Annotated in this window: 27 protein-coding genes and 3 tRNA genes; 17 read left to right on the plus strand and 13 right to left on the minus strand. The window is 67.3% G+C overall.

Annotated features, from left to right (window positions below):
* The first annotated feature begins 12 nt into the window (after window positions 1-12).
* Window positions 13-441 carry a BlaI/MecI/CopY family transcriptional regulator gene (locus tag D0C15_RS17930; protein WP_116046818.1) on the plus strand — a complete coding sequence of 143 codons (429 nt, stop codon included), beginning with the start codon at window positions 13-15 and terminating at the stop codon, window positions 439-441.
* On the opposite strand, the gene D0C15_RS17935 is transcribed toward D0C15_RS17930, so the two are convergent.
* From D0C15_RS17935 to D0C15_RS17945, 3 genes are all read right to left on the minus strand, one after another.
* Window positions 369-731, minus strand: coding sequence for a hypothetical protein (locus D0C15_RS17935; protein ID WP_245975926.1), 363 nt, complete (start codon window positions 729-731; stop codon window positions 369-371). The genes D0C15_RS17930 and D0C15_RS17935 overlap by 73 nt on opposite strands.
* A gap of 178 nt (window positions 732-909) precedes the next feature.
* Window positions 910-1,275, minus strand: a complete 366-nt coding sequence (locus D0C15_RS17940) for a hypothetical protein (RefSeq protein WP_116046820.1) — start codon at window positions 1,273-1,275, stop codon at window positions 910-912.
* 110 nt (window positions 1,276-1,385) lie between these two features.
* Window positions 1,386-1,820, minus strand: a complete 435-nt coding sequence (locus D0C15_RS17945) for an acyl-CoA thioesterase (protein WP_116046823.1) — start codon at window positions 1,818-1,820, stop codon at window positions 1,386-1,388.
* 373 nt (window positions 1,821-2,193) lie between these two features.
* On the opposite strand from D0C15_RS17945, the gene D0C15_RS17950 reads away from it, so the two are divergent.
* From D0C15_RS17950 to D0C15_RS17975, 6 genes are all read left to right on the plus strand, one after another.
* Entirely contained in the window at window positions 2,194-3,150 is a 957-nt protein-coding gene (locus tag D0C15_RS17950; RefSeq protein ID WP_116046825.1) for an acyl-CoA desaturase, read from the plus strand.
* Window positions 3,151-3,223: 73 nt separating this feature from the next.
* Window positions 3,224-3,403, plus strand: a complete 180-nt coding sequence (locus tag D0C15_RS17955; protein ID WP_116046827.1) for a hypothetical protein — start codon at window positions 3,224-3,226, stop codon at window positions 3,401-3,403.
* A gap of 139 nt (window positions 3,404-3,542) precedes the next feature.
* Entirely contained in the window at window positions 3,543-3,746 is a 204-nt protein-coding gene (locus tag D0C15_RS17960) for a cold-shock protein (protein WP_116046830.1), read from the plus strand.
* A 207-nt stretch (window positions 3,747-3,953) separates the two neighbouring features.
* Window positions 3,954-5,378: a hypothetical protein gene (locus D0C15_RS17965; protein ID WP_116046832.1), complete on the plus strand. Its 1,425-nt coding sequence runs from the start codon at window positions 3,954-3,956 to the stop codon at window positions 5,376-5,378.
* A complete protein-coding gene (locus tag D0C15_RS17970; RefSeq protein ID WP_116046835.1) occupies window positions 5,375-6,367 on the plus strand; it encodes a glutamate ABC transporter substrate-binding protein in 993 nt (330 codons plus the stop codon). Before D0C15_RS17965 ends, D0C15_RS17970 begins: the two co-directional genes overlap by 4 nt.
* Before the next feature lie 12 nt (window positions 6,368-6,379).
* Window positions 6,380-8,854 carry a serine/threonine-protein kinase gene (locus D0C15_RS17975; RefSeq protein WP_116046837.1) on the plus strand — a complete coding sequence of 825 codons (2,475 nt, stop codon included), beginning with the start codon at window positions 6,380-6,382 and terminating at the stop codon, window positions 8,852-8,854.
* Between the two features lie 47 nt (window positions 8,855-8,901).
* Here the strand turns inward: D0C15_RS17975 and D0C15_RS17980 are convergent, their stop codons facing one another.
* The 4 genes from D0C15_RS17980 to D0C15_RS17995 all read right to left on the minus strand — a co-directional run bounded on the left by D0C15_RS17980 (window position 8,902) and on the right by D0C15_RS17995 (window position 13,490).
* Complete coding sequence (locus D0C15_RS17980) at window positions 8,902-10,074, minus strand: metallophosphoesterase (RefSeq protein WP_116046976.1); 1,173 nt, start codon at window positions 10,072-10,074, stop codon at window positions 8,902-8,904.
* 75 nt (window positions 10,075-10,149) lie between these two features.
* Window positions 10,150-10,728: a PaaI family thioesterase gene (locus D0C15_RS17985; protein ID WP_211323248.1), complete on the minus strand. Its 579-nt coding sequence runs from the start codon at window positions 10,726-10,728 to the stop codon at window positions 10,150-10,152.
* A gap of 79 nt (window positions 10,729-10,807) precedes the next feature.
* A complete protein-coding gene (locus D0C15_RS17990; protein ID WP_116046839.1) occupies window positions 10,808-12,220 on the minus strand; it encodes an MFS transporter in 1,413 nt (470 codons plus the stop codon).
* Between the two features lie 106 nt (window positions 12,221-12,326).
* Window positions 12,327-13,490, minus strand: coding sequence for a L,D-transpeptidase (locus D0C15_RS17995; RefSeq protein ID WP_116046841.1), 1,164 nt, complete (start codon window positions 13,488-13,490; stop codon window positions 12,327-12,329).
* Between the two features lie 460 nt (window positions 13,491-13,950).
* Here D0C15_RS17995 and D0C15_RS18000 point away from each other — a divergent pair, with 460 nt between their 5' ends.
* Window positions 13,951-14,154, plus strand: a complete 204-nt coding sequence (locus tag D0C15_RS18000; protein ID WP_009156738.1) for a cold-shock protein — start codon at window positions 13,951-13,953, stop codon at window positions 14,152-14,154.
* 76 nt (window positions 14,155-14,230) lie between these two features.
* On the opposite strand, the gene D0C15_RS18005 is transcribed toward D0C15_RS18000, so the two are convergent.
* Window positions 14,231-14,650, minus strand: coding sequence for a hypothetical protein (locus D0C15_RS18005; protein WP_116046843.1), 420 nt, complete (start codon window positions 14,648-14,650; stop codon window positions 14,231-14,233).
* A 460-nt stretch (window positions 14,651-15,110) separates the two neighbouring features.
* Between D0C15_RS18005 and D0C15_RS18010 the strand changes: the two genes are divergently transcribed.
* Window positions 15,111-15,353, plus strand: coding sequence for a hypothetical protein (locus D0C15_RS18010; protein ID WP_116046845.1), 243 nt, complete (start codon window positions 15,111-15,113; stop codon window positions 15,351-15,353).
* Between the two features lie 208 nt (window positions 15,354-15,561).
* Window positions 15,562-16,350, plus strand: coding sequence for an SCO6745 family protein (locus D0C15_RS18015; protein ID WP_116046847.1), 789 nt, complete (start codon window positions 15,562-15,564; stop codon window positions 16,348-16,350).
* A 19-nt stretch (window positions 16,351-16,369) separates the two neighbouring features.
* On the opposite strand, the gene D0C15_RS18020 is transcribed toward D0C15_RS18015, so the two are convergent.
* On the minus strand, window positions 16,370-17,239 hold the full coding sequence (locus D0C15_RS18020) for an alpha/beta fold hydrolase (RefSeq protein WP_116046849.1): 870 nt from the start codon (window positions 17,237-17,239) through the stop codon (window positions 16,370-16,372).
* Window positions 17,240-17,379: 140 nt separating this feature from the next.
* On the opposite strand from D0C15_RS18020, the gene D0C15_RS18025 reads away from it, so the two are divergent.
* The 3 genes from D0C15_RS18025 to D0C15_RS18035 all read left to right on the plus strand — a co-directional run bounded on the left by D0C15_RS18025 (window position 17,380) and on the right by D0C15_RS18035 (window position 17,644).
* A tRNA-Glu gene (locus D0C15_RS18025) sits at window positions 17,380-17,452 on the plus strand.
* Window positions 17,453-17,466: 14 nt separating this feature from the next.
* Window positions 17,467-17,540 (plus strand) — tRNA-Asp (locus D0C15_RS18030).
* Window positions 17,541-17,570: 30 nt separating this feature from the next.
* Window positions 17,571-17,644 (plus strand) — tRNA-Phe (locus tag D0C15_RS18035).
* Between the two features lie 149 nt (window positions 17,645-17,793).
* Here D0C15_RS18035 and D0C15_RS18040 read toward each other — a convergent pair.
* Complete coding sequence (locus tag D0C15_RS18040; RefSeq protein WP_116046851.1) at window positions 17,794-17,979, minus strand: hypothetical protein; 186 nt, start codon at window positions 17,977-17,979, stop codon at window positions 17,794-17,796.
* A gap of 75 nt (window positions 17,980-18,054) precedes the next feature.
* The gene (locus D0C15_RS18045) at window positions 18,055-18,504 is read right to left on the minus strand and encodes a PPOX class F420-dependent oxidoreductase (RefSeq protein WP_245975927.1); all 450 of its coding nucleotides are present in this window, start codon (window positions 18,502-18,504) and stop codon (window positions 18,055-18,057) included.
* A gap of 158 nt (window positions 18,505-18,662) precedes the next feature.
* Between D0C15_RS18045 and D0C15_RS18050 the strand changes: the two genes are divergently transcribed.
* The 3 genes from D0C15_RS18050 to D0C15_RS18060 all read left to right on the plus strand — a co-directional run bounded on the left by D0C15_RS18050 (window position 18,663) and on the right by D0C15_RS18060 (window position 21,457).
* Window positions 18,663-19,202 (plus strand): hypothetical protein, encoded by a 540-nt coding sequence (locus D0C15_RS18050; protein ID WP_245975929.1) that lies wholly within the window; start codon window positions 18,663-18,665, stop codon window positions 19,200-19,202.
* A 91-nt stretch (window positions 19,203-19,293) separates the two neighbouring features.
* Entirely contained in the window at window positions 19,294-20,700 is a 1,407-nt protein-coding gene (locus D0C15_RS18055; protein ID WP_116046853.1) for a PepSY-associated TM helix domain-containing protein, read from the plus strand.
* Between the two features lie 37 nt (window positions 20,701-20,737).
* A complete protein-coding gene (locus tag D0C15_RS18060) occupies window positions 20,738-21,457 on the plus strand; it encodes a class I SAM-dependent DNA methyltransferase (RefSeq protein ID WP_245975931.1) in 720 nt (239 codons plus the stop codon).
* A gap of 67 nt (window positions 21,458-21,524) precedes the next feature.
* Here the strand turns inward: D0C15_RS18060 and D0C15_RS18065 are convergent, their stop codons facing one another.
* Both D0C15_RS18065 and D0C15_RS18070 read right to left on the minus strand, forming a co-directional pair.
* Window positions 21,525-22,082, minus strand: coding sequence for a M48 family metalloprotease (locus tag D0C15_RS18065; protein WP_116046855.1), 558 nt, complete (start codon window positions 22,080-22,082; stop codon window positions 21,525-21,527).
* Window positions 22,083-22,162: 80 nt separating this feature from the next.
* Entirely contained in the window at window positions 22,163-22,624 is a 462-nt protein-coding gene (locus tag D0C15_RS18070) for a helix-turn-helix domain-containing protein (protein ID WP_116046857.1), read from the minus strand.
* A 628-nt stretch (window positions 22,625-23,252) separates the two neighbouring features.
* On the opposite strand from D0C15_RS18070, the gene D0C15_RS18075 reads away from it, so the two are divergent.
* Window positions 23,253-26,153, plus strand: coding sequence for an ATP-binding protein (locus D0C15_RS18075; RefSeq protein WP_162830121.1), 2,901 nt, complete (start codon window positions 23,253-23,255; stop codon window positions 26,151-26,153).
* Window positions 26,154-26,231: the final 78 nt, after the last annotated feature.

Raw genomic sequence — 26,231 nt, forward strand, 5'->3', positions numbered from 1 at the left:
CGAAGGCAAGGGGTGCAGGTGGCCAAGTTCGGCGAACTTGAACGTGCGGTGATGGACGTGTTGTGGGGGCATCGGGAACCACTGAGTGTGCGTGCCGTGCACGAGGAACTGACCGGCCGGAACCTGGCCTATACCACCGTGATGACGGTGCTCACCAGGCTCGCGGCGAAGAACGTTGTGCGCAGGGAGCGAGCCGGGCGCGCCTGGCTGTACACGCCGCGCACGAGCAGGGACGAGTACGTGGCAGGACTGATGCTCGAGGCACTGGCGCTGACCGGCGACCGGGACTCCGCGCTCACCCGATTCGCGCATTCGGTGAGTACGGACGAGGCCGATACTCTGCGACACGCCCTGGTACAGCAGACGAGTCAGCGCGAGGGCGCGGTCCTGCGCAACCAGAGCAGGCCGATCACCGGCAGCACGAGCGGGATGAACAGGTAGCCGCGACCATAGTTCGACCACACGGTGGCGTCCGGGAACGCTGCGGCGTCGAGGACGGTCAGGGTGCCCACGGTGAGCACGCCCACGAGTTCGACACTGCACGCGGCGAGCGCCACCCGCCACCACGCGGTGCCCGAGCGCGCGAGCGCGAAGGTCGCGAGCAGGTACACGACCGCGGCGAACGCCGAGAGGACGTAGGCGAGCGGGGCCTCGCCGAAGCGGGTCGCGATCTGCACGGCTGCCCTCGACGTGGCGCCCACGGCGAAGATCGCGTAGATCGCGATCAGCACGCGACCCGGTCCGCTGGCGGTGGATCGGCCAGTGTTTGTTGGCAAACGCCCGTCACGATCGACTCGGCGGGGCTTGGGCTCACGCACGATACTCACCACAAAAAGTCATCCGCCCCGCCTCGCCGCGCGCGTTCTCTCGGTCACCGTTACCCCGTAGTTCCAGTTCATCAACAGGCTGTCAGGCACCGGCTCCTCCCCACACCTCGGACATGCGCAGGATCAGCACGGGCACGGTGAGGCAGGCGACGCCGAGGACGGCGGTGCTCGAGCGAGTGCGTTCCGCGAGCGCCCAGACGGTTCCGATGGGCAGGACGAGCAGGGAACCGATGAGGTAGGCGAGGAAGGTGACCAGGCTCCCCGGACGTTCCCCCGAGATCAGCAGCACCGTGGAGATGACCAGCTGGACGACCAGTAGTGCCTCGACCACAGCGAGACCGATGAGTAGTGGCCGCTCGGGTGGCCGGTTTCGCAGGACCAGGACGAAACTCCAGGCCGCGACGGCCAGCGAGCTCAACGCGACCGCCACAGCGAACCCAGTGATCACCGATACTCCGTCCGGACGTACTGCTTACTACGCCCGTAGATTACTGATCGCCTTGTCCAGGCCATTCGCCCGATGCCCTGGTCCGTGAAGTCGCCGAACCAGGGCGGCCTCTAGGAGGCAGGCGGCCGCACCTCGAGCACCAACCGCTCCAGTGCTGTGCGCAGTTGCCCGGTTACCTCTTTCGGCCCGCGAGTCGCCCGGTCCACGAAGACGTGCACGAAGTGCCCATCGGCGACCAGGGTCTGCCGGTCCTCTGTGTGGATACCGATCTCGTAGCGGACGCTCGACCGGCCGAGATGGCCCACACGCAGGCCGACGGCGAGCGTGTCCGGGAAGCCCACCGAGGCGTGGTAGTTGCAGTGTGACTCCACGCAGAGGCCGATGAGGTCACCATCATGAATGTCCAGCCCGCCCGAGCGGATCAGCCACTCGTTGATGACGGTGTCCATCAGTGAGTAGTGCACGACGTTGTTCATGTGCCCGTAGACGTCGTTGTCCTTCCACCGGGTCGGTACCTGTTGCCAGTGGGGATAGTCCTGCCGCATGGCCTGAAGTTAACCCACTGCGAGCGCCGGGTCTGGTGTGACCGCGCTCTCACCCGCAGGGTGCAGGGCGCGGCCATGGCGTCGGGCTTGGCTATCGGGTACCGTCGGAAGTGTAGGCAGGTTCGCGGCACGACCGCTCGGTAGATCGGAGCCACCCCGACGGCGTGGGTACACCACCGGCGCCCCAATGAGAACTTCATTTGTCGGCGGGGCGATTGCGTAAGGAATTGCGTAGTTTCTGAATTCACCTTCGTGCTATTGACACTCCTGCTCTTGACGTAAGTCCTGACGCAATTTGCGCTGTGGCTTTGTCAAGCCTATTCGCATATTCGCGGTGACCTAGTTCTGGGCGCCAGAAAAACCAGAGGTGTGCATGTCCGCAACCGAGACACCGACCAAGCCAGATCCCCCGGCAGCCCGTACGCCGAAGCCCATGCTCGCCGCGCCGCGCCCGACGTCCGAACACGTGCTGGTCACCGCGTTCGTGCTGCTGCCGCTGCTGGCGATCGTGGCCGCGGTGCCCTTCGCCTGGGGCTGGGGACTCAGCTGGGTCGACATCGGTCTCGGTGCCTTCTTCTTCGTGGTGACCGGACTCGGTGTGACCGCCGGCTTCCATCGGCACTTCACCCACGGTTCCTTCAAGGCCAAGCGTCCACTGCGGATCGCGCTCGCGATCGCGGGCAACATGGCCGCGCAGGGGCCGACGACCACCTGGGTCGCCGATCACCGCAGGCACCACGCCTACTCCGATCGTGCGGGTGACCCCCACTCCCCGTGGCTGTTCGGAACCGGGCCGGCCGCACTGGCCAAGGGTTTCTGGCATGCACACATGGGCTGGCTGTTCAGCAGGGACGTGACCAACGCCGAGCGCTTCGCGCCCGACCTCGTCGCGGACAGCGACCTGCGCACCGTGGACCGGCTGTTCCCGGTGTGGACGTTGGCGACCTTCCTGCTGCCCGGCTTGCTGGGTGGCCTCATCACCTGGTCGGTGTGGGGCGGGGTGACCGCCGTCTTCTGGGCAGGCTTCGTCCGCGTCGCACTGCTGCACCACGTGACCTGGTCGGTGAACTCGATCTGCCACATGCTCGGCGAGCGGCCGTTCACCAGCAGGGACAAGGCGGCCAACTTCTGGCCGCTGGCCATCATCTCGTTCGGCGAGTCGTGGCACAACCTGCACCACGCGGACCCGACCTGCGCCAGGCACGGAGTGCTGCGGGGGCAGATCGACATCTCCGCGCGGGTGATCTGGATCTTCGAAAAGCTCGGCTGGGCCTCGAATGTGCGGTGGCCGACGCCCACCAGGCTCGACCGCATCTCGACGGCACGCTGAGTGTCGGCGGCGAGCCTCGCAACATCTTCCGGGCGCGTTCAGTTGCGCCCGTCATTCTCGATTGGGAGAACACATGTCCACAGAGACGACACAGCAGGACCACGCCCGCCAGTCGGGCGTCGCTCCGGTCCGGTTCAGTGCCCCTGAAGGCACTTCGGACACGACGCAGGGTGACGCCCTGCACTCCACCGAGGCACGCGACGCCATGCGGCGCTCGCCCTTCGGGGAAGGCAACTCCCGTCCTGCCGAATAGTGCAAGAGGGTTATCACACACCCGTTCGGCTGGAAAACATTGGCTTTTGCCGACCGGGTGTGCTTGACTTATTACGACGTCAGCGACGGCTTGTCGGAGCTGATGTCATCCTTATTTTTTGTCATACAGGAGATTTTTCATGACGCAGGGCACTGTAAAGTGGTTCAACTCCGAGAAGGGGTTTGGCTTCATTACCCCGGACAACGGCGGCGGCGACGTCTTCGTCCACTACTCGGAGATCCAGGGCAACGGCTTCCGCACCCTGGAGGAGAACGCCCGCGTTGAGTTCGAGATCGGCCAGGGCCAGAAGGGCCCCCAGGCCACCTCGGTCAGCGTTATCTGACCCCAACGCCTTAACAAACGGAGCCGCCACCTCACTCGAGGTGGCGGCTCCGTTTCTTTTCGGGGTCGCACAACCTCTTCGCCTGCCCGTCTCCGGCCGGTAGGCATCCATACCGCATCAACTCCGCCCCAATGCGGAGGTAACCGTCTCGTGGCCGTGCGCTCTCGGATACCTTCATCCGGTGTCGGCACTGGGAGGATGGACACGATGACGAGCACCGCGACCCGCGCCGGGGCCTATGGAGGCACCGAGCCGCCCGCCGGCGCCGCCATGGAACCCGCAGGCCGCCGAGATCCCGGGGCCAGGTCCGGCCTCGCCGGGATGCTCGACCTACCAGGGCAGGCGTATCGATCGGTCGTACGCTCCGCGGGCAGCACACCGGGCCGGCTCTCGGTGATCGCCGTCGGCCTTGTGGTGCTCGCGTTGCTGACCGCACTTGTCGGCGCGTTCGCCGTGCAGGACAAGAAGGACACGATCGACGGGCTGATCGACCACCGCGAACCACTGGCCGCCGCAGCGCAGGAGGTCTACCGCTCGCTGTCCGATGCGGACGCGACAGCGGCGAGCGCCTTCCTCTCGATCGGCGCCGAGCCACCCGAGCTTCGCAGCAGGTACGAGCAGGACATCGCCAGGGCAGGCGCCGCGCTCGCCAAGGCCGCGTCCGACTCGGCCGGTGTTCCCGCGGCCGCCGAACAGGTGAACATCATCAGCCAGCGGCTACCGGTCTACGCCGGACTGGTCGAGACCGCACGGGCGAACAACCGGCAGGGCTTCCCCGCGGGCGCGTCCTACTTGCGCGAGGCATCGGAACTCATGCGGGCCACCATCCTGCCCGCCGCGGAGAGTCTCTACCGGATCGACACCGAGCGCCTCTTCGCCGAGCAGGACGACGCGACGGACTTCCCCTGGATCACCGCACTGCTGACGTTCGGCCTGCTGGGCGCATTGATCTACACACAGGTCTATCTGCGCCGCAGGACCAATCGCGTGTTCAACGTCGGCCTGGTCATCGCGACCGTCGCCGTCGGGATCGCGATCCTCTGGAGCACGGTCGCGATGACCGTGCAGAGCGTGCTGGTCAGCAGCGGTAGCGAGGACGGCACCGAGCAGGTCGACGTCCTCGTGCGGGCAAGGATCGCCGCACTGCAGGCCCGCGCGGACGAGACCCTGACCCTGGTGGCCAGGGGCGGAGGTTCGGACTACGAGAAGGAGTTCGGGCAACTGGCCACTCAGCTTGCCGGTCCGGACGGGCGCAGCGGGTTGTTACAGGAGGCCAGGGACCGCGCCGACGGCCAGGAGGCGACCCAGCATCTCGACCGGGCAACGGAGAACGCGGCAGCCTGGCTAGCGGCGCACACGGAGTTGCGGGAGCGCGACGACACCGGCGACCACGCCAGCGCGGTGACCATGGCGATCGACGGCCAGGACGAGGCCAGCGCGGCAGCGGCGTTCTCCCGGCTCGACAACGACCTCTCCAAGGCCATCGGCGTGGCGCGGCAGGCCTTCCTCGACGACACGACCAACGGCTCGCGGGCGTTGATACTGCTGACACCCGGGTTCGCGGTCCTTGCCGTGATCGCGGCCCTCGGCGCGACCATGGGCATCCGGGAACGTCTGCTGGAGTACCGATGAGCCGGGGACGGGCGAGTTCAGTGCGGGTGAGGAGTGTGGGTGTGAAGCGGCTCGTGGCGGTGGTGTCGGCGCTGGCTGTGGTCGCCGCCGGCTGCGGATCCCCTGGCGCGCCGGTGGATCCGGCTCCGGTGGGTTCGGTGGAGCAGCCGAAGCCAGCCAACGCCGGGCCTGCTCAGGTGGATGTCGAGGGGGCCGCGGCCGAGGACTGCAACGCCACGGCGAGTCTGCCACCGCAGGGCGGAATTCCCAGCGGATCCACAATGGACGAGATCAGGGAGCGCGGCTACCTGGTCGCGGGTGTGGATCAGAACACCTTCCTCTTCGGCTTCCGTAACCCGACGACCGGCACTCTTGAGGGCTTCGACATCGACATGGCCAAGGCCGTGGCCAAGGCGATCTTCGGTGACCCCGGCAAGATCCGGTTCAGGGCCGTCACCTCCGCCCAGCGCATACCGGCGCTCACCGCCGGCGACGTCGACATCGTGGTTCGCACGATGACGATCAACTGTGAACGGCTCAAGGAAATCAACTTCTCCTCGGTCTACTACGTCGCGGGTCAGCGAATCCTGGTCGACGAGAACTCCGATGTGCGGACTCTTGCCGACCTTGAAGGCCAGAAGGTGTGTGCCAGCAAGGGATCCACTTCGTTGAAGAACATCGCGAAGGCGGAGCGCAAGCCGATCCCCATTCAGGTGGACGATTGGTCCGACTGCCTGGTGATGATGCAGCAGGGGCAGGTCGAGGCGATCTCCACCGACGACACGATTCTCGCGGGCATGGCCCAGCAGGACCCGACGACCAAGATCGTCGGCGAGCGGTTCACCGAAGAGCCTTACGGGATCGGCATCCCGAAGGAGGACAAGGACATGGTGCGGTTCGTCAACGCGGTCCTGGAGGACGTCCGGGGCGGCGAGTGGCAGAAGAGCTACGACCGCTGGCTCGCGGGCCCGCTCGGTTCGGCCCAGCCGCCCGCCGCGAAGTACAAGTAGGGGTGACACGTAGTGACGGATGAGCCGCAACCACGGCATGCCGTACCGGACGACGAGCGCGAGTCCTCGTCGCAGCCGCAGCGCCCACCCGCACTCTGGCAGCTACCCCAGGTGCGGCAACCAGGTGCGGAACCACAGCCGACCAGTGTGCTGTCGGTAGCCGCGCCGGCGACCCAGAGCGTCCGCCCACCCGCCCCCACACAGGCCGCCGACCCGCTCGTGCTGCCGGACCCGGGCACCGAGAGCGTGCTGCCCCGCAGCACCAGCGACGGCATCCACCCTGGTTCGGGACGCGGCAGTGGTTCCGGCACCGGCAGCGGGACCGGATCCGGTACTGGATCCGGCACCGGGGCAGGTACTGGATCCGGTGCGTTTCCCGGTACCTCCCGGCGCACGTCCTCCCGCCGCTCGCGGCGTGGCCGACTCGGCGCGGGACTGGTCGAGGTGCCGCAGGTGCCCTACCGGGATCCGGCCTCCGCGGTACTGGCCGATCCGGTGGTTTCCGAGGAAAAGCGTTTCTGCAGCAACTGCGGTGCGAAGGTGGGCCGTGGCAAGGACGGTCAGCCGGGCGAGCGCGAGGGAGTCTGTGCCGACTGTGGCACTCCCTTCTCCTTCATCCCGAAGTTGCGTCCACAGGAGATCGTCGGCGGCCAGTACGAGGTGCTCGGCGCGCTGGCCTACGGTGGCCTCGGGTGGATCTACCTGGCGCAGGACCACAACGTCAGCGATCGCTGGGTTGTCCTCAAAGGATTGATCGACACCGGTGACGCCACGGCGATGGCAGCCGCGGTGAACGAGCAGCGCTTCCTCGCCGAGGTCGAGCACCCGAATATCGTCAAGATCTACAACTTCGTGCAGCATCCGGATGCCCATTCCGGCACCACCGTCGGTTATATCGTCATGGAGTACGTGGGCGGTCAGTCGCTGCGCCAGCTCGCGCTCGCGCACCACCGCGAGACCGGCAGGGCCGAGCCGTTGCCCATCGGCCAGGTGATCGCCTACGGGCTGGAGATTCTGCCCGCACTCGGCTACCTGCACGGGCAGGGCCTGCTCTACTGCGATCTCAAACCGGACAACGTGATCCAGACCCACGAGCAGCTCAAGCTGATCGACATGGGGGCCGTCCGCCGGGCGGACGACTACGAGAGCCCGTTGTTCTTCACCACCGGTTACAGCGCCCCCGAACTGCCCAAACAGGGCGCGTCCGTGGCCTCGGACCTCTATACGGTTGGCCGGACACTGGCCGTACTGAGCTTCGAATTCACCGGCTACACCAGCAAGTACAAGAACAGTCTGCCTTCCGCCGAGGAGGTGCCGCTGTTCGCCCTGTTCGGTTCGTACCATCGGTTCCTGCGCAGGGCGACCCATCCCGATCCGGACCGCCGGTTCATCTCGGCCGAGGACATGGCCGATCAGCTCACCGGTGTGTTGCGCGAGATCATGGCGCTCGGCACCGGAAGACCTCGCCCTGGTTCGTCCACTGTGTACGGCCCGGAGAGCAGGACCTTCGGCGTGGACATGGTGGTGCCGGAGGCAGGCCACAGCGTGCCACTGCCCGCGCCGTCCGAGGTGATCGCCGGGTTACCGGTGCCACAGGTGGACACCGACGACCCCGGGGCGGGTGTGCTCGCGACGACCTCGGCGCTGGATCCGCATACCGCCATCGCCTCGCTCGCGGGTGCCCCACGAGAGTCGATCGAGGTGCGGCTGCGCATCGTGCGAGCCCGGATCGAACTCGGTGAGCTCGCCGAGGCGAACCGCCAGTTGCAGGCCGCGCAGTATCTCGCCATCAAGGCCGGGTACCCGCACGACTGGCGCATCGACTGGTATCGCGGCCTGATCGAGTTGGCGGGCAACCGGCCCAGGGTCGCTCAGGTCGCCTTCGACGCCGTCTACGACGAGCTTCCCGGCGAGATCGCGCCAAAACTCGCGCTGGCCGTCAGTGCCGAGACCAATGGCGACTACTTCGGTGCCTCCCGCTTCTACGAGCTCGTGTGGCGAACCGATCACTCCTACGTCAGCGCGGCCTTTGGCCTGGCGCGGGTGTATCTCGCGCAGGGCGGTAAGGCCGGCGCCATCGAGGTGCTCGAATCGATTCCCGCGTCCTCGACCCACCATGTCGCCGCGCAGGTGGCAGCGATCAAGATCAAGGCCCGCGGTGGTGGTGGCCGGGAACCGGCCGCGGTGCACGAGCGGGACCTCGTGGAAGCCGCCGCCCGGCTGGAGCAGCTGAGCCTGGACGCCGAACGCAGGACCCGGCTCTCCGCCGAGGTCCTCGAGGCAGCGTTCAACTGGGTGCGTTCCGGTCAGGGGCAGGGCAGGCAGCAGCCAGGTGCGAAGGTACTCGGCTGCGAACTGACCGAACGCGACCTGCGATTCGGGCTCGAACGGTGTTACCGCACGCTGGCCAGGCAGGCAGGCAGCGCCGAACAGCGCATCGAACTGGTGGACAGGGCCAACTCGATCCGCCCCCGCACCCTCACCTGATCCCACTCACCCCCTCGCACTTTCCCGGGAAAATGCGAGGGGATGGATCAAGGTGCGGCGCGGAGTTCGATGATCGTGATGTCCGGGGGAGCGCCGATGCGGACGGGCGGGCCCCAGAATCCGGCACCTCGCGTGACGTACAGCTTCGTTCCTTCGATCTCGTAGAAGCCGGCCACCGCGCCCTGTTGCAGACTCACCGCCAGTTCGAACGGGGTCAGCTGGCCACCGTGCGTATGCCCGGACAGCTGCAGGTCCACATCGGCCCGTACGGCGTCCTGCACGTCGACGGGCTGGTGTGCCAGCAGGACGGCCGCGCGTTGCGGATCCCGCCCGCGCATCGCCTTATCGACATCGGCCGCGTCCTGCCACTGGTCTGCCGTCGCGTCGTTCACCCCGGCGAGTTCGAAACTGCCGCCGTTGTGGGTGATCGTCGTGCGCTCGTTGCGCAGGACGTTGATCCCGAGTGTGGGCAGGTGCTCGACCCATTGCGAGTAACCCACGTAGTACTCGTGATTCCCGGTGACGAAGAAGGTCCCGTGTGTGCTGCGCAGTTCTGCGAGCGGAGCCGCCGCGTCGGCCAGCTCGGGCACGTCGCCGTCCACGAGGTCGCCGACGATCGCGACAGCGTCCGGACGCTCGGAGTTGACGAGGTCCACGATGCGCTGTGTGAACGAGCGCCCGAGGATCGGGCCGAGGTGGATGTCGCTGATCAGAGCCATCCGAAAGCCACTCGCCCGCGGATCGAGTCGCCGCAGCGTGATCGGGAACCTGGTGATGCTCGGGGGGCCAAGCGCGACTGTGGTGCCGTAGCCGACCACGCCCACCGACACGACACCGGCGAGCACGGCGGAGCCGCGGCTGAGCAGGTCCCGCCTGCTCAGTTCCCTGGAGTTCGCCGAAGAATCACCAGACTCGGCCCGCTCGCCCCGACGCAGCCAACCGCGCAGCGCGAACCGGGGTATCTCCAGGACCAGCAGGATCAGCAGCAGGTAGAAGAACACCGCTAGCCAGAGGTAGCCCGGCCAGGCGAACCACTGGGCGATACTGGGATCGATACGGGTGCCCAGCGCCAGCGCCGCGACCAGCAACAGCGCGAGTGCGACGAGTACCGCCGTGCCGGCTCGGCGAGCCGCGCCCTTGCGGGTCGTATCGCGGACAAGTCTGCGCCACAGGTAGCCGTGCACCAGGAGGACGATCGCGCTCAGCGCAACGAAGAACAGCACCGAAGGCGCCTTTCGTTCTGGCCCTTACGGGACTGATCAGTGCTTGTCTGCGACAGCTTTCCAGGCGTCCGCTCAGGGGTTGATGTCCCAGTCCTCATGCTTGGCCCGGCCCGCCGCGCGCATCTTCTCCAGCGCATCGGCGTCCCCGTGCGAGGTGAAGTGCTCGAGTTCGACCGTCACGAAAAGGCCGCGCGCTCGCACCGCGACCGGCCCGTCCTCCGCGTCGAGGTGTCCGTCGGCGCTGACGTAGATCTTGCGGCCCGCGACACCGTCCAGTTTGGCCACGATGTGCAGCGTCGATCCCACCGGAACCGGCCTGCGGAAGTCGGTTTCCAGTCGCCCGGTCACCGCGGGCCTGCGCAGTAGGTTGCCGACGGTGGAACCGAGAGCCTCATCGAACGCACAGGCCAGCAGTCCGCCGTGGGCCAGGCCCGGCGCACCCTGGTGGGCCTCGGTCACGGTGAACTGGGAGCGCACAGTGGCACCTTCGCCGACCGTCGACTGCAGGTGCAGCCCTGCTTCCTGCTCATCGCCGCAGCCGAAGCACTCGTCGTAGTGCACGCCGAGCTTGCTGCCCGCGATCGGCGCGTCCGGGTGGGGTGTGGCCTGCTCGGTCTCCACCGGCGGCCACTGCTGTGCCTGTTTGCTCACCCACTCACGCTAACCCGCCGCCACTTCGGGTCTCGCACGGCGGTGGCGTACGACATACGCGATCCTCGGCACTCGCCGTTCAGCTGCTGGGCACCTCGGCCGCCGTCTTCGGCTCCTTGTCCGCCTTGCACTTGCGCGAGTTGATGATGCCGCGCAGGGACACGCCGTTGGTCTCGGGCAGCAGCAGAATCGGGATCGCGGCGATCGCGGCGGCCCCCATCAGATAGAACGCGGGCCAGAGCGTGTTGCCGGTCGAGGTCACCAGCGAGCCGACGATGTAGGGCGCGGTACCGGCGAACGCGGCAGTCGAGACGTTGTAGCCGATGGAGAAGGCCCCGTAGCGGACCTGGGTGGGGAACATCGCGGGCAGCGTGGAAGCCACCACGGAGAGGAAGAGCACGAGGCAGGCGCCGATGAGTGACAGTCCGCCCGCCAGCATGAGCACGTTGACGTCGTCGCCGTTCTTGCTGTTCTGCATCAGGCTGAAAGCTGGGATCGGCAACATCAGGAACCCGCCACAACACGCGATCAGGATGGGTTTTCTGCCGATCTTGTCGGACAGGCTGCCCAGCGGAACGATGACCGCCAGCATGGCCAGGATGACGCCCATGACGATGAACAGCGGGATGTTGCCGTCCAGGCCGAGCACGTTCTTCAGGTAAGTCTCGACGTAGGCGAGCATGATCCAGTCACCGACGTTGAGCAGGATCACCAGTCCGATCAGGTGCAGGATCGAGCGCCAGTGGTTGGTCAGCAGCTCCCGCAGCGGCGACTTGGAGACCTTCTTCTGCTTCTCCACCTCGCGGAACACCGGCGTGTCCTCGAGTTTGTTTCGCAGGTAGAGCCCGACGAGGCCGAGTGGGCCGGCGATCAGGAACGGCACCCGCCAGCCCCACTCGCGCATCGCCTCGTCGCCGAGAACCACGGTGGACACCGTGACGACGCCTGCGCCGAGGAAGAAGCCGACGAGGGTGCCGAACTCCAGCCAGCTACCGAGGAAACCGCGCTTCTTGTCCGGCGCGTACTCGGCGATGAAGGTGGCGGCGCCGCCGTACTCGCCGCCTGCCGAGAAGCCCTGCAGCGCGCGCAGCAGGATGACCAGCACCGCTGCGGCGGGCCCGATCGTCTCCCACGACGGCAGCAGGCCGATACAGAACGTCGAGCCCGACATCATGATGACCGTCAGGGCGAGGACCTTCTGCCTGCCCAGCCGATCGCCGAGCGGCCCGAGGATGAAACTGCCGAACGGCCGGATGACGAAGGTGACCGCGAGCAGTGCGAACGTGGCGAGCGCACCCTCCGAGGTGCTGCCCGCGTTGAAGAAGACCTGTCCGAGGATCGCCGGCATGAAGCCGAAGACACCGAAGTCGTACCACTCGATGCAGTTGCCCATCGCCGAGCCGGCGACCGCCTTGCGCACATCGCTCGGCGCGGGCTCATAAGGGGCCGTGTCAGGTTCACCCGCGGCCGCGGGCACTGCTTGATCGGTCATGCACGGCCTCCCGGACTTCATTAGGACAACGTCCTACAGAGGAGGCACAGTGTCGGAAATTATCGTTCCGCCTGCAACTGTGGTGACAAACAGGACGATTCGTCTTCTAGCTGGTCAGCGCCGATTTCGCAGTCCACTCCGGCCACGAGTAGGTCCAGTCGTGGTAGGCGCCGTCCCTCGGCCCGAGTTGCTGTGAGCTGCCCTCGATCTCGACCGGATCCCCGGTCAGTGCGCTGTCGAAGTACTCCTTGGCATCCTGCGGCGCCAGGTTCAGGCAGCCGTGGGAGACATTTTTGTTGCCCTGATCACTCACCGACCACGGGGCCGCGTGGGTGAACTCGCCGTTGTTGGAGATCCGGACCGCCCAGTCGACCTCGAAGTCCTCGTAGCCGTAGCCCGGATTGTTCATGAAGTACTTCGCGTGCTTGGTCATCACCACATGGGTACCGCTGCGGGTCACCCGGCCAGGATCGGAGTCGAGCCCGTAGCTGACGGGGTAGTCCGCGACCTGCTTGCCGTCGCGGATCACCTGCATCCGGTGGGTCTGGGTGTTGCCCTTGACGATCTGTGAGCGGCCGATCTCGAAATCGGCGGTCAGGTCGGCCTTCCCGTAGGCACCTTCGGCGAGCTCGAGGCCGTACAGCTTCGCGGTGAGTTTCACCTTTGTGTGCGGCGGCCAGTACTCCTTCGGCCGCCAGTGCACCGCTGTGTCGTTCTCCAGCCAGCCCCACGACCCTTCCGCGCTCGGCGTGGACTCGACGGTCAGCGCCTGCTCGATCGCGGCTTTGTTGGTGACCTTGGCCGGATTGCCCGCGCCGTCCCTGAACGTGATGCTGATCGGCATCGCGATGCCGTAGGTCTTGTCGTCGCCGACGTTGAGCTGACCGTGCAGTAGTTGCCGTGGCTGCACGGTGGTGAACGATCCGTTGATCGGGATTTCGCCGCCGTCGCCGGCAAGCGCGGTGCCCGACCAGGTGTAGGTCTTGCCGTAGCCGAGCGGCTCCGTGGCGGTCCAGGTGTGGTCGTCCTCGCTCGCCTCGCCCCTGACCTTCTTGCCCTCCGGGTTCGTCAGTGCGACCGAGGCCAGCGTGCCCTCGGCGACGGAGATCCGCACGGGGTCCGCCGGAGCCACGCCCGTCGCGCCGTCGGCGGGCTCGGTGCTCACCTGTGCTTCGGGGGCCGCGGGTGCCGGATTGCCCGCGGGCCTCGACGCGCTGTCCGGTGCATCGCCAGAGCAGGCCGCGAGACCCAACGTCAGAGCGAGCAGCAAAGCGGCGGGAGTGCTGCGACGGGACCTGCGACGCCCGGATGTGTGCCCGCTCCTGGTTGTAGCGACGGCCGGACGTCTCCACGATGCCGACAAGATCACTGATTGCCCCCTTCTCCCCGGTTACTCACACATGACGCACCGGAGCGGAGCGGCGTTGACCCGAGTGCCCGTGACTCGCGTCACTCTATGGAGTGAGCGGTGGGTATGCGCGGAGATGGTTCGCCGATCGACTGACGCCGTTGGTCCAACCGTTGGATGAGGGGTCCGGAACGCGCCAGATCCCGGTACGCTTTTCGGCAGGCCGTCGTTTTGCGTGTTCGTGGCTTCACACTCGCGGAACTTCTGACGCGAGCCCAGAGCCGGACACGCGCTCTTTGCTCGACTCGTTGGAACCGCCCGGGACGGCCCGGTCGCCACCTCGGTGACGGCCGATGCGGATCTGTAACGAGGAGTAAAGACGGTGGCGCAAGGCACTGTGAAGTGGTTCAACGCCGAGAAGGGCTTCGGCTTCATCGCCCAGGATGGTGGCGAAGGCGACGTTTTCGTGCACTACTCGGAGATCGAGGGGCGCGGCTTCCGCACTCTCGAGGAGAACCAGCGCGTTGAGTTCGAGGTCGGTCAGGGTCAGAAGGGCCCGCAGGCGCAGAAGGTTCGTGCCCTGTAACGGCTGTCCGTAACGTGTTCGGGCCCCGGCGGAGAAATCCGTCCGGGGCCCGAACTCGTTGCCGGGCCGGACAGACTCAGTGGCGGTTGTCCACCGGCTGCGGCCACTGCTGATCGAAGAAGTGCTCCTCGGTGTGCTGCTCCTCGAACTGGCGCAGCTGGGCCGAGGCCTGCCCCTCCCAGGAGAGGCGTTCCAGGATCCATTCCTGGGCCAGCGCCTGGGGAGAAGTGTCCCGGGCCGCGGCGATGTCCTTGAGTTGCTGGCTGGCGATGAGGTTCAGCCGGAGCTGGAAGACCTGGGCCTCGCCGAAACGCCGTCCGCTGCCCGTGCTTTCCGGGTCATCGGAGTCGGGGGCGAGTGCGGCGAGGTAACTGGTCAGCTCGTGGTCCTCGGCCGCCTCCTCCGCCTCGGTGGGTGCGGCGTTGCGATGGCGGCCCTGGCTCTCGGCCTTGGGGCCGCTCCGGCTGCTCAGTCGTCCTAGTGATGGAAGAGGCACCCCGACACGATAACGGTAAGGTTTCGACCGAAACGTCCTTGTGACACGTCCCACACGGTGTGTCGTAAAAACCTCGACATCTCTAGGCCGATTGGCTGAGCTGCAGCAGCGAGGGGCAATGTGCCAGCGACTGTCAGTAGTCAGTGCAAGGTGCAGACATGGAGAGGCCCCCGCGCCAGGGGGAGGAACGCGGGGGCCGGAGGGGATCTCCACAGGCGCTGACCGGGGGTGTGTCAGCACGTTGATTGTTACATGACATGGCGCGCCTAGGCGAGTGCACGAGCGGAAAAAACCTCCCGTGCCGTCATGTGCTCGTTGCCGACCGTTCATCTTCAACAGTGACCGGATGGCGGCTCAAGCCACGCAGAGTGCCAGGAGGTTCACTCTCCGGGGGGCTGTGACGCGGTTCGCGTGCTCGCTAGCCTCGCGGCCAAGTGATTCCGACGCACGTGGAGGAGCAATGAGCGGGTCTCTCGAAGTTCGACAGTTCCTCCTGCGGCAGGAGGGTGGCGAGGGCGTGGTCGGTGGAGTGCCGGCCCAGCGGACGAGTGCCGCCGACGCCGCTCGCATCTCTGACGACCAGGTGCGCCGGGCCAGACTGGCCGTGGCTCGGGGTGCGTACGGCGTCGACGACTGCGCCGAGCTGCTGGACATGCTCGGTCTCGCGCCGGACGGCGAAGGGCATCCACCAGTGCAGCGCTGATCCGCGCAGAGGCGATCGAACAGGTGCTGCCCAGGTGCGCACCCCCTGGTCGCGCGCCTGAGCAGCACCAAGAAAAGGTACTGCGATACGCCGTTTCGGGCAATCGATTGCTTCTGTCCAGCGTGTCCTGATCTCCCGTTCTGTCCGAATACGCTGTTGACGAGTTTGATAACGGTGTTACGGTCATGCGTGACGAGAGGAGTCACGCATGAGCCAGGGCGCGACCATCAGCGAATCCACCGAGCTCGCCTGCGACATACGCGGATACGTCCAGCGTTGGGGCGGCGCCTTCATGACCGCTCCCGAGATGGCCGAGGTCGAGCAGGAGGCCGGGCTCGGGTCCAAGGCGCTGTACCTGCGCGGACGTTCGGCGGTCCTCGGCGACCCGGCTCCGGCGGTGGTTGCCGACGTCTTCGGTATTTTTCCCGGCTGGTTGTTCGATCTGCTGCTGCCCGCGGCCGTACAGGCGATATCCGCGCCGGATGCGGTCGAGGCCTATCGGGAGGCGCTCGGCAGATGGGCGCGAGCGCGCCTGGGGGCTGTCGAGGAGCCCGGCCGATTGGCGGCCCTGCTGAGACGGCTCGTCGACTGTGCCGACCCCAGTGGACTGGCCTTGTTCTCGGGATGGCGCAGTGCCGCGTGGCCGTCCGGCGAGCCCGAGCGCGTGGCGCACGGACTGATGATGTTGCGGGAGTACCGGGGCGGGTTGCACTTCGCCGCGCTGCGGTCGGTCGGGCTGTCGATCAGTGAAGCGGTGGTCGCGGATCCGGAAGGCGGTCGCGGGCGGCTGCTGCGCACGGCGTGGCAGCCGGAGGCCGCGGACGAGTTGATTGCCCGGGCTTCGGCGGTTCCGGATCTGCACGAGCGGTGGCGGCGAGCCGAGGGGCTGACCGACGAGCGGATGGGCGAGCTGCTGGCCGCGGCACTCGACGGCGCGGAGCAGGTGGAGTTGCGACAGCGCCTGCGAGTCCTGGACGAGGTGGCCGGGCGAGCATGAGTGTTTGCCGCCGCGCGGATCAGTCGCGGAAGAAGGTGCGCAACTCGTTCGCAAGCTGCTCCGGAGCCTCCTCGGCCAGGTGATGACCGGAGTCGATCGTCGCCGTCCGTACGTCGTCGGCCCAGCCGCGCCAGATCGCGCCGATGTCGTCGTAGAGGTCGCCGAGGTCGTCCCGCAGGGACCACAGCGCGAGCACCGGACAGCGGATGCGCCGCCCGGCGGCCTTGTCGGCGTCGTCGGCGGCGCGGTCGACACCAAGTCCGGCGCGGTAGTCCTCGAGCATCGCCCGGACGGTGTTCGGGTTGTGGATGGCGCGGTGGAAGTCGGCGAAGTTCTCCGCGCCGAGTCGCTCCGGTGAGTTCTTCGACCCGGTGGCGTACCACCGATCGGGGTCGGCGTTGATCAGTCGCTCCGGGTGCTCGGGCTGGGCGAAGAAGAACCAGTGGTACCAGGCCTTGGCGAACCGGGCGTCGCAGCGGGCGAGCGCCTCGCCGATGGGTACGCAGTCGAGCGCGGCGAGCGCACGTACCCGGTCGGGATGGTCGAGCGCGAGCCGGAACGCCACGTAGCTGCCCCGATCGTGGCCGGCCACGGCGAAGCCGGTGTGACCGAGCGCACTCATCAGCTTCGCGCAGTCGCCGGCCATCGCCCGCTTGCTGTAGGGCGCGTGATCGGCGGTGGTCGCGGGCTTCGAGGACTGGCCGTAGCCGCGTAGGTCAGGGCAGACGACGGTGAAGTCCGAGCTCAGCAGGGGTGCGACGCGGTGCCAGGTGGTGTGGGTCCGGGGATGACCGTGGAGGAGGAGTACGGCGGGCCCCGAGCCGCCCCACCGGACGCGGAGCTCCACGTCGCCGATGTCGATACGCTCAAGGGTGAAATCTGCGAACATGTGGGGAGAATGCCCAGGTAGGAGAGCTTCACGCCAGGTTTGCGCCCCCGTCGTAAAGGGCGTGGACGGATGCCCTATGCTTGTAATCGCTCCCGGGGGGACCTGAGAGCACGGTCGTCCGGCTCGCCGAAACAGACCGGGCTCCCATCGTCCAGCGGCCTAGGACTCCGCCCTTTCAAGGCGGCAACGCGGGTTCGAATCCCGTTGGGAGTACGCAGTACAAGTAAGGCCCTGTGGCGCAGTTGGTTAGCGCGTCGCCCTGTCACGGCGAAGGTCGCGGGTTCGAGTCCCGTCAGGGTCGCTTTACGTTCGGCTACTAGCCGGCGTTACCGGCCAGGTAGCTCAGTTGGTACGAGCGTCCGCCTGAAAAGCGGAAGGTCGCCGGTTCGACCCCGGCCCTGGCCACCTTCCGTAGAGCCACAAAAAACCGCCCCGACCCAGGTCAGGGCGGTTTTTTCATGTCCGGATACGGCCGCGTCGTGGACGCGGCACCCCGACGACGCGCTACCCGTGATCGCACTTTCCCGGGAAAGTGCGAACGGGCCGTCGCTCGGTCAGCGGCTGCGGCTGCGGCGGAGGTAGCGGAACAGGAAGACCAGCAGTAGTCCGATCAGCACTCCGTAGATGAGGCTCTCCCACCAGAGGCGTGCGGGGAACTGCCAGTCGTAGTAGAGCCCGGCTCGGGCGAGTACGGAGATGATCACGGCGGCCGGCAGGACAGACCACTCCTGCCAGGTCATTGCTCTTCCGCCACTGTTCTTCATCGAGTGCCATTGAGCCACACCACCCGTGGCGGCGGACGGGCGGGACTTCCGTCAGCCGACGTCGCGCTTGTTGAGTGTCAGTTCGTGCGGCTCGGTTTCCAGGTCGTCGATGCCGAAGCTGATGATGCGCTGCGGGTGGATGCGGATGATCGGGCCGCGAAAGTTCCCCGAGCTGTCGGCCGGGTTCTCGATCGCCTCGGCGTACCCGCGAATCTCGAGGCAACGCACCCGCCACGGGTCGATCGACGCGAGGTCGTCGACCACGAACGCCACCCTGCCGTTGGCGGCCACGTTTCGGAACTTCTGGCTCGTCGCCATGTTGTATCCGCCGATGTCGATCGTCCCGGTCTCCTCGTTGAGGCCGAATCCGACCGGGGACACCTGCAGCGTCCCGTTCGGCTGCGCGGTCGCCAGCCTGCCCAGTCGCTGCGACTTCAGGTAGCCCGCTTCTTCCTGCGTGAACGTCATCGTGGTCACCTCTCTGATTGCCTTCTCGGCCATCCTGTTACCTCTACATTGGTTGAGGTCAAGCGGTGGCCTTCGCGCTCAGCCGCCCCAGCACAGCCGCCAGAGCGCTCTTCACCGTTGTCCCGATTTCTGTCTCGCCCTGACCCCTGCCTGCGGTACTGCTTGATCGGTTCCACGGTTATCGTCCGGACATGTCCCCGACCCTCACCCGCGGCTCAGGAAGGCTGTTGCGTGGCGGGGTCGCGGGGATCTCGACCGGTGCACTCGCGTTGCTGGCACACGCCGAGGCCGGGGCTGCGCTGCCGGGTCCTGCCGTGTTCGTGCCGCCCGTTCTGCTCATGGGACTGATCGCTGCCGGGTTTGGTCGCCGCGAACGCGGTCCGTGGACGATTCTCGCCCTGGTCGGCGCGGGACAGCTGGCCATGCACACGCTCCTTTCGATGACCGTTTCCCACCCGCAGGTCCACGGCCACACCGGTGACAGCCCGGAGCTCATGCTCGCCGCGCACGTGCTGGCCACCCTCGTCGTGGTCACCGTGCTGACCGGCGCAGAGCGCGCGATGTTCCTGCTGGTTGCCGTGCTGATGTCCCGGCTGCCACGCAGGCCGGTACCGCTGCCAGCCACCGCGCCGTTGCGGCTCGCGCCAATCGCGCAGCCTCTTCTGCGGCCGGTTTCCAACGTGCTGCGCCGCAGGGTGCAGACCCGACGCGGGCCGCCGGCGCGCCGCTGATCGAGCGTCGTCCACCCGCACCGCATCGCGCCCGGCTTCCGGCTGCGCCTCGCGGTCCTCCACCCTGCACCGAACCAGGAGTCCATCGCCCATGTCCGAAACGACCAAACCCGTGCCCGTGGCACCGCCGGATCCGGATCCCCAGCCTGCCTCTGGCTGGCGTGGTCTCGTCCTCCGCCTGCACTTCTACGCCGGGGTGCTCGTCGGTCCGTTCGTCCTCGTCGCCGCACTGACCGGGGTCCTCTACGCACTGACCCCGCAACTCGAGTCCTGGATCTACGCCGACGAACTCAGCGCCACCTCGGCAACCGAACCATTGCCTCTGTCCGAACAGGTACTCGCCGCCCAGGCCGCAGCGCCGGGGGCCGAACTGCACGCAGTCCGTCCCGCTCCCGAGCCCGGCGACACCACCAGGGTGCTCCTCGCCGACGACCGGCTCGATTCGTCGGAGTACCGCACGATCTTCGTCGACCCAGGCACCGGGGACATCACCGGTGACCTCACCACCTACGGCACCAGCGGCGCCCTGCCCCTGCGGATGACCCTCGACCAGCTGCACCGCAATTTGTTGCTCGGCGAACCGGGACGTCTTTACAGCGAACTCGCCGCCTCCTGGCTCTGGGTCGTCGCGCTCGGCGGCATCGTGCTCTGGGTCTCGCGCCGCCGTGGCCGCCGACCGGCCACACTGGTGCGGCCCGAACCGGGAACGACGGGGCGCCGCCGCACGATGGGCCGCCACGGCGCGCTCGGCACCTGGGTGCTGCTCGGCGCGCTGTTCCTGTCCGCCACCGGGCTCACCTGGTCGACCTATGCCGGGGAGAACGTCGCCGATCTGCGCGCCGCGCTGAGCTGGAGCACTCCTTCTCTCGACACCGAGGGCGCAGGCGAACACGCCGAACACGCAGAGCACGCCGGCCACGCGGCAGGCGCCGAATCGTCCACAGAGGATCCGGTGACGCAACTGGACGGCGTGCTGGCCACTGCCCGCGCGGCGGAGATCGACGCGGGGCTGATCGAGATCGCGCCGCCTGGCGGGCCGGGCGAGGCGTGGTCGGTCACCGAGATCGACCGCGGCTGGCCGACGCAGGTCGACGCGGTCGCCGTCGTCGGCGCCACCGGGCAGGTCGTCGACGAGGTGCGCTTCGCCGACTTCCCCATCGCCGCCAAGCTGGCCCGCTGGGGTATCGACGGACATATGGGTGTGCTGTTCGGCTGGCCCAACCAGCTCCTGCTCGTCGCACTCGGAGCCAGCCTTGCGACGCTCGTGGTCCTCGGTTACCGGATGTGGTGGCAGCGCAGGCCGGCCAGGACCACCGGCTTCTCCTTCGGCAGGCCGATCCCGCGCGGGCAGTGGCGCAGAGCACCACGTCTCCCACTGCTCGCCGGGCTGGCAGTGGCGGCCGTGGTGGGCTGGTTCGTGCCGTTGCTCGGGATCAGCCTGCTGGCGTTCCTCGTGATCGACATCCTCCTCGGCCGGAAGCGACTCAAGGCGCACTGAGGCCGCGGCGGTGGAAAACAGATTGGCCGGATCGTCCATGGCGGCCACACTGGCCGCCATGGACTTCGGCGATTTCGACTCGCGTGGCTACCGCACCGTGGACGTCCGCACCGGGTACGGCGAGTGGGTTTCCAGCTACGAGGACACCGTCCAGGACACAATGGACATCGCACTGCTCGATCGGCTGACCGAGCCCTCGTGGGCCTCGGCCGAGCGGGCGCTCGACCTCGGCTGCGGCACCGGTCGCACCGGTGCCTGGCTGCGCGCACACGGTGTCCGGACGGTCGACGGCGTCGACCTCACCCCGCAGATGCTCGCCGTAGCCCGCGAACGCGGAGCCCATGACCGGTTGATCGAGGGTGACGTCACCGAGACCGGGCTCGCCTCGGGCAGCTACGACTTGTTGATCTCGTCTCTCGTGGACGAGCACCTGAGCGACCTGCGGCCGTTCTACCGGGAGGCCCGGCGGCTCGCGGCGGACAAGGCGCACTTCGTCGTCGTGGCCTTCCATCCCCACTTCATCATGGCCACCGGAATGCCGACGCACTACCGCAGCGACACGGGTGAGGACGTCGCCATCAGCACGACGGTGCACCTGCTCAGCGACCACGTCAGCGCCGGGCTGGACGCAGGCTGGCAGCTGGCAGAACTACGGGAGCGCGTGGTGGACGAAGAGTGGATCGCCGTCAAGCCGAAGTGGGAGCGGTTCCGTAACCACCCGGTGTCGGCCGCGTTCGTGTGGCGCAGGGAGCCCTGAGAGGGCGTGTCGAGAATCGCGGATTGCGAGGTAATAGTGATCCGAGTTCTCAGACAAGCACTGAACCTCACAGCCAGCCGAGGCGGTCGCCGAGTGCGCTCTCCACCTTCTGGTTGGTGTCCTTCGAGTCGCCGGTGTCCCTTGGCGTGACCCGGTCGAGCACGGAGGCCCACTCGAGAATGATGGTCGCCACCGTCTCCGCCTCGCGCTCGTGCTCTGTGTCGTACGACGTGCGCCGCAGCGCCCTGCGTACGGCGTCGGGTTCGAGGTCCGGGTACTTCGAGCGCAGGGTGTCCGGCTCGACGTCCGGATAGAGGTCGGCGAGCAGGCTGTCGTCGTCCTGATCACTGCTGTGCCCGGCCAGGATGTGGCCGAGTTCGTGCAGGATTATGTGCCGCTGGTGCGACTTGCTCGTCTCCGCCTGATAGAGGATGTAGTCCGCGGTCTCGGTCGCGATCCAGACCCCGAATGGTCCAGGTACCGGAATCGGGTGCCCGAGCAGCCGGATGGGCTTACCGCGCTGCTCACCGACGCGCTTGCACAGTTCGGCGACGTCGAGTGGAGGGCGGATGTCCAGCTCGTTCAACAGGCGCTTGCAGCGGCGCCGCAGTTGTCGTTCCCGCACCGTTCATCACCCCTGCTTCGCCGCTTCGTCGTCGTAAACCGTAGCGGTTCCGGCCGGGGCTGGTTAAGGCCGAGTGGGAATTACTCGCCAGGTGCGTCCGGACGCGCGGCCTGCTCCTCGCGGTAGACCACGTCGAGCAGTTCCATCACCAGCCTGCGTCGCCCCGGTGAGAGCTCCCCGGCGCGCATCGCCATGAACTGGGCCTCGCTACTGCCGGCGATCTCGTTCAGCCTGGCCTGCTCTGACTTGAGTGTCGCCAGCTGCTGATCGACCCGATCGGTGACCTCGTCGTCGAAGAAGTAACTGACCGGGACGCCGAAGAAGCCCGCGAGCGCCTGCAGGTGCTTGAATGTCGGGTTGTCCTTCTTCGCCTTGCGCAGTTGCCAGATGTAGCTCTGCGAGATCTTCACCTCGCCCTGCGCCGTGATCGCGGCCGCGACCTGCTCGTTGCTGTATTCCTGCCCGTCACGTGGCGTCTTGTTGACAAAGAGGTGGTTGAGCTTGCTGGCCAACGTCCGACCCGCGCCTGCCTCGTCGACCATCGTGAACTCCCCATGTCACCGGCGGGTCTCCACTCATGGAAACGACCGTCCGAGTTTTTACTTCTCTGTTGGTTGAAACCCTCGCGGGTCCAGTCTAGGCTCTTCGCGTACCCGGCTCCACTCGTGTGAAGCAGTTGGGTGGCAATCCTCTGCACAGGAGTGCGAGCCGCCACCCCCGGTCCTGGGGGTCCGGGGGAGGTATGGCTGGGTGCCGCGTGCTGACGGGGTGCCTGTGATTCGGCCGAACAGGCCGTGCTGCACAGGCACCCCGGCTCGGCGTTTCGATCCGCTCCCGCGTTCTGTGCGACAGTTGTTCATCGGTAGTTGTTTTCGAATGTTCAACTGTTCTGCGGCAGGTCAGGCGCTACGTACGCGCTACAGGAGTGTGTTAGTCGCCGCGCAATAGGTGAATTTTGCCGAATGGTGAAAATGACCGACCGGAGTTGCTTGATTTCCTGCCGTTGAACCTCGATGCTGTGCGCACTGTGGGAACATGACCGTTCGCGCAGCTAGCTGGTAAGTGAGCAACTTTCACACGGCGGGGGTGCGTGTGCGATACGGCATTCTCGGATCCACTCTTGTCTCGGGCGCATCCGTCGGTCCGCGACAGGTCCGCACTGTCCTCGCTGTGCTGCTGAGCAGTCCGAACCAACCGGTGACCACGGAGATGCTCGCGGCCGAACTCTGGCGCGGTCCAGCCCCCGGCTCCAGCGGCGCCGTGTTGCAGGGCCGCATCTCCACACTGCGCAAGTTGCTCTGCCCAGAACTGCCCGCCCGTTCCCCGCGGCAACTCATTCGCACCAGGCAGGGCTGTTACACCCTGATGCTCGACGACGCGGAACTCGACGCCACCGAGTTCCTCCGGCTCACCGAGGCAGGCCGGAAGGCCGCCGCCCAGGGCGATCTTCCCCAGGCAAGCCGGCACCTGCGAGCGGGGCTGGCACTGTGGCGCGGTAAAGCGTTGCAGGACACCGGCAGGGGACCACTGCTGTCCGGTTACGCCGGTGTCCTGGAACAGCACAAACTGGCGGCTCTGGAACAGCGCTTCGAGATCGACATCGCACTCGGCGATCTCACCGGCGCCATCAGCGGCCTCACCGAGCAGCTCACGCACGATCCGGCGCAAGAGAACTTCGCCGCGCTACTCATCGAGGCGCTCGTCGCGGCGGGCAGGGGCGCCGCCGCGCGAGACGTGTTCGAGAACACCAGGATCGCGCTCGACGCCGTCGGTGTCCTGCCCGGAACAAGACTGGAGCAGGCGGCGGGACGTCTGCTCCCCGAACCGCCTGCTGTGCCACTGGCCCATGGTGGCGAACGCACGAGAACAGGCCAGGGCACAGCCGGATACGGCGGGGGTGCCGCTTGTCCCGCACAGGTCCCCGCGCAACTGCCCGACTTCACCGGCCGTGGTGAGTTGCTGGAACGCATCCGCGGCGAACTCACCGGACGCGGGCCGCGCCTCGTCGTGCTGAGCGGGCCGGGCGGGATCGGCAAGAGCACGCTCGCGATCCGCTCCGCGCACCTGCTCCGCAGAGAGTTCGGCGACGGCCAGGTGGTGGCCGATCTCGCCACCGAGCCCGGCCAGCCGAGCGAGGTGTTACGCAGATTCCTGCTCGCCATCGGCGAGGCCGAGGAGACGATCCCGCACGGATTCGTCGAACGTCAGCAACTCTGGCGCAGCCGGACGGCCGATGCGACCGTGCTCGTGCTGCTGGACGACGCGAGGGACGAAGGTCAGGTGCGCGCTTTGCTGCCCGCGGGCGAGGAATGCGGAGTACTGGTCACGTCACGGCGGCGGATGCTCGGCCTCGCCGGGGCGAAAACCATTCCGGTTGCGGCGTTCGCCGAGCAGGACGCCTGGCAACTGCTGTCCGGGATCGCCGGGCGGGAGCGGGTCGTCGCCGAGCCCGAGGCCGCGCGAAAGTTGCTGCGGATGTGCGCGGGACTGCCGCTGGCCGTGCGCATTGTCGGCGCCAAACTCGCGGCTCGTCCACATGAGACACTGGTGGAGCTGGCCGACCGGATCGGCGCGGGCCGGTCCCGGCTGGCGGAGATGCGCGCTGGCGATCTCGACGTACGAGCCACGATCGAACTCAGCTACGCCGAATGTGCCGAACGAACCAGGCAGGCCTTCAGGCTCCTGGGCACGGTGCGTCTGCCTGCCGTGTCCAGGGCCGCGGTCGCCACCCTCCTCGGAGTGGACCGCGCCACCGGAGCCGAGGTCGCCGAATCTCTCGTCGAAGCCCAGCTGCTGCAGGTCGCAGGCCGCGACGCCTTCGGTGAGCTGCGGTACCAGTTGCACGACCTCATCGCCGAGTTCGCCGAGGAGAAGTCCAGGACAGAGGATTCCGAGCAGGTGCGCGACGCCGCGCTGTCCGCGATGATCATCCACTACCTCGAGGCGGTGAACGCGGGTTGCGGCAGGCGATATCCAGCCCGCTGGTGCATGGCCGAGGCGGACAACGTGCTCGTCGCCGTCTACGCCGCGTTGGAGCGTGGGTGGTGGGAACGCGCCTGGCAGCTGGCCGACGCCTTCGCCGAACTCGCGACCGTGCGGCCGGGTTCGGCCTCGGCCCGCAACGTCACCGTGCTCGCTGTCTGGGCGGGCAGGTGCTCAGGTGACCCGAGGGCCGAGGCCCGCAGTCTGCGCAGGCTCGGCGAACTGCACTGGCAGCAGATGAAGGTGGGCAGCGCGATGCGCTACCTGTCCGCTGCCGCACAGCGCTACCGCGACCTCGGAGATCAGGTGGAGCTTGCCAGGACGCTCGTAGCCGAATCCGACGTGCTGGCCGAGACCGGCAGGGTCCGCGAGGCCAGGACCCGGCTCGGTACCGCCATCGAGGTCGCCCAGGCCGCGGGCGACGATCGTACGCAGGCCGCGGCGCTGGACGAGTTGGGCGGCGTGCACTCCGACGCGGGCGAGTTCGCGGCGGCGGAGCGCTGTTTCGCCGAGGCGCTGCGGTTGTCCAGCGGGGTGGGCGACGAGCGGGCCAGGGTGAGCGTGCTCAAACGTCTGGCCGACGTGCTCCGCAGAGCGGGCCACTACGACCGCGCCGTCACGTTGCTGGACGAGGCACTGGCCATGGCGCGGGCTGCGGGCGACGCGCACTGGGAGGCCCATGCGCTGCGCAGCCTCGGCGAGGTCCAGCGTTTCCAGGGGGACACGGGCAAAGCCCGGACCAGCCTCGTCCGCTCGCTCGAACTCTTCACCGAACACGGGCATCGCCATGCGGTCGCGTATTCTCTGCGCAGCCTTGGGGATTTGCAGGCTCAGGTCCGGGAACATGAGCAGTCGGCGGAGAGCCTGAACCGGTGCAAATCGATGTTCGAGGCGCTCGGCGATCGTCGCGGGCAGGCATACACACTGCGGAGTCTCGGCGGGCTGTACGTTCGAACCGGCCGGTGGCGGGAAGCCGAACGATCCCTTCGCGCGGCACTGGCGATCTTCGACGACCTGTCGATGCCTTGGTACAGCCAGGATGCGGCCAGGGCGCTGGCCAGAACCCGCAGCTGGTCCAGTGCGAGCTGACCGGTTTCCATACGTGAATCCATAAATTAAACCAACGTCGGTCCGAGCTGGTTTTTCGATTGTTTTGGCCGCTTTATT

Source organism: Amycolatopsis palatopharyngis (assembly GCF_003385185.1).
Classification (GTDB): Bacteria; Actinomycetota; Actinomycetes; order Mycobacteriales; family Pseudonocardiaceae; genus Amycolatopsis; species Amycolatopsis palatopharyngis.

What these genes read in the sequence shown, in the direction of transcription:
- D0C15_RS17945 (WP_116046823.1), bottom strand. Translation starts at nt 1,820, where the DNA reads ATGCGGCAGGACTATCCCCACTGGCAACAGGTACCGACCCGGTGGAAG.
- D0C15_RS17950 (WP_116046825.1), top strand. Translation starts at nt 2,194, where the DNA reads ATGTCCGCAACCGAGACACCGACCAAGCCAGATCCCCCGGCAGCCCGT.
- D0C15_RS17955 (WP_116046827.1), top strand. Translation starts at nt 3,224, where the DNA reads ATGTCCACAGAGACGACACAGCAGGACCACGCCCGCCAGTCGGGCGTC.
- D0C15_RS17960 (WP_116046830.1), top strand. Translation starts at nt 3,543, where the DNA reads ATGACGCAGGGCACTGTAAAGTGGTTCAACTCCGAGAAGGGGTTTGGC.
- D0C15_RS17965 (WP_116046832.1), top strand. Translation starts at nt 3,954, where the DNA reads ATGACGAGCACCGCGACCCGCGCCGGGGCCTATGGAGGCACCGAGCCG.
- D0C15_RS17970 (WP_116046835.1), top strand. Translation starts at nt 5,375, where the DNA reads ATGAGCCGGGGACGGGCGAGTTCAGTGCGGGTGAGGAGTGTGGGTGTG.
- D0C15_RS17990 (WP_116046839.1), bottom strand. Translation starts at nt 12,220, where the DNA reads ATGACCGATCAAGCAGTGCCCGCGGCCGCGGGTGAACCTGACACGGCC.
- D0C15_RS18010 (WP_116046845.1), top strand. Translation starts at nt 15,111, where the DNA reads ATGAGCGGGTCTCTCGAAGTTCGACAGTTCCTCCTGCGGCAGGAGGGT.
- D0C15_RS18015 (WP_116046847.1), top strand. Translation starts at nt 15,562, where the DNA reads ATGAGCCAGGGCGCGACCATCAGCGAATCCACCGAGCTCGCCTGCGAC.
- D0C15_RS18020 (WP_116046849.1), bottom strand. Translation starts at nt 17,239, where the DNA reads ATGTTCGCAGATTTCACCCTTGAGCGTATCGACATCGGCGACGTGGAG.
- D0C15_RS18040 (WP_116046851.1), bottom strand. Translation starts at nt 17,979, where the DNA reads ATGACCTGGCAGGAGTGGTCTGTCCTGCCGGCCGCCGTGATCATCTCC.
- D0C15_RS18045 (WP_245975927.1), bottom strand. Translation starts at nt 18,504, where the DNA reads ATGGCCGAGAAGGCAATCAGAGAGGTGACCACGATGACGTTCACGCAG.
- D0C15_RS18050 (WP_245975929.1), top strand. Translation starts at nt 18,663, where the DNA reads ATGTCCCCGACCCTCACCCGCGGCTCAGGAAGGCTGTTGCGTGGCGGG.
- D0C15_RS18055 (WP_116046853.1), top strand. Translation starts at nt 19,294, where the DNA reads ATGTCCGAAACGACCAAACCCGTGCCCGTGGCACCGCCGGATCCGGAT.
- D0C15_RS18060 (WP_245975931.1), top strand. Translation starts at nt 20,738, where the DNA reads ATGGCGGCCACACTGGCCGCCATGGACTTCGGCGATTTCGACTCGCGT.
- D0C15_RS18070 (WP_116046857.1), bottom strand. Translation starts at nt 22,624, where the DNA reads ATGGTCGACGAGGCAGGCGCGGGTCGGACGTTGGCCAGCAAGCTCAAC.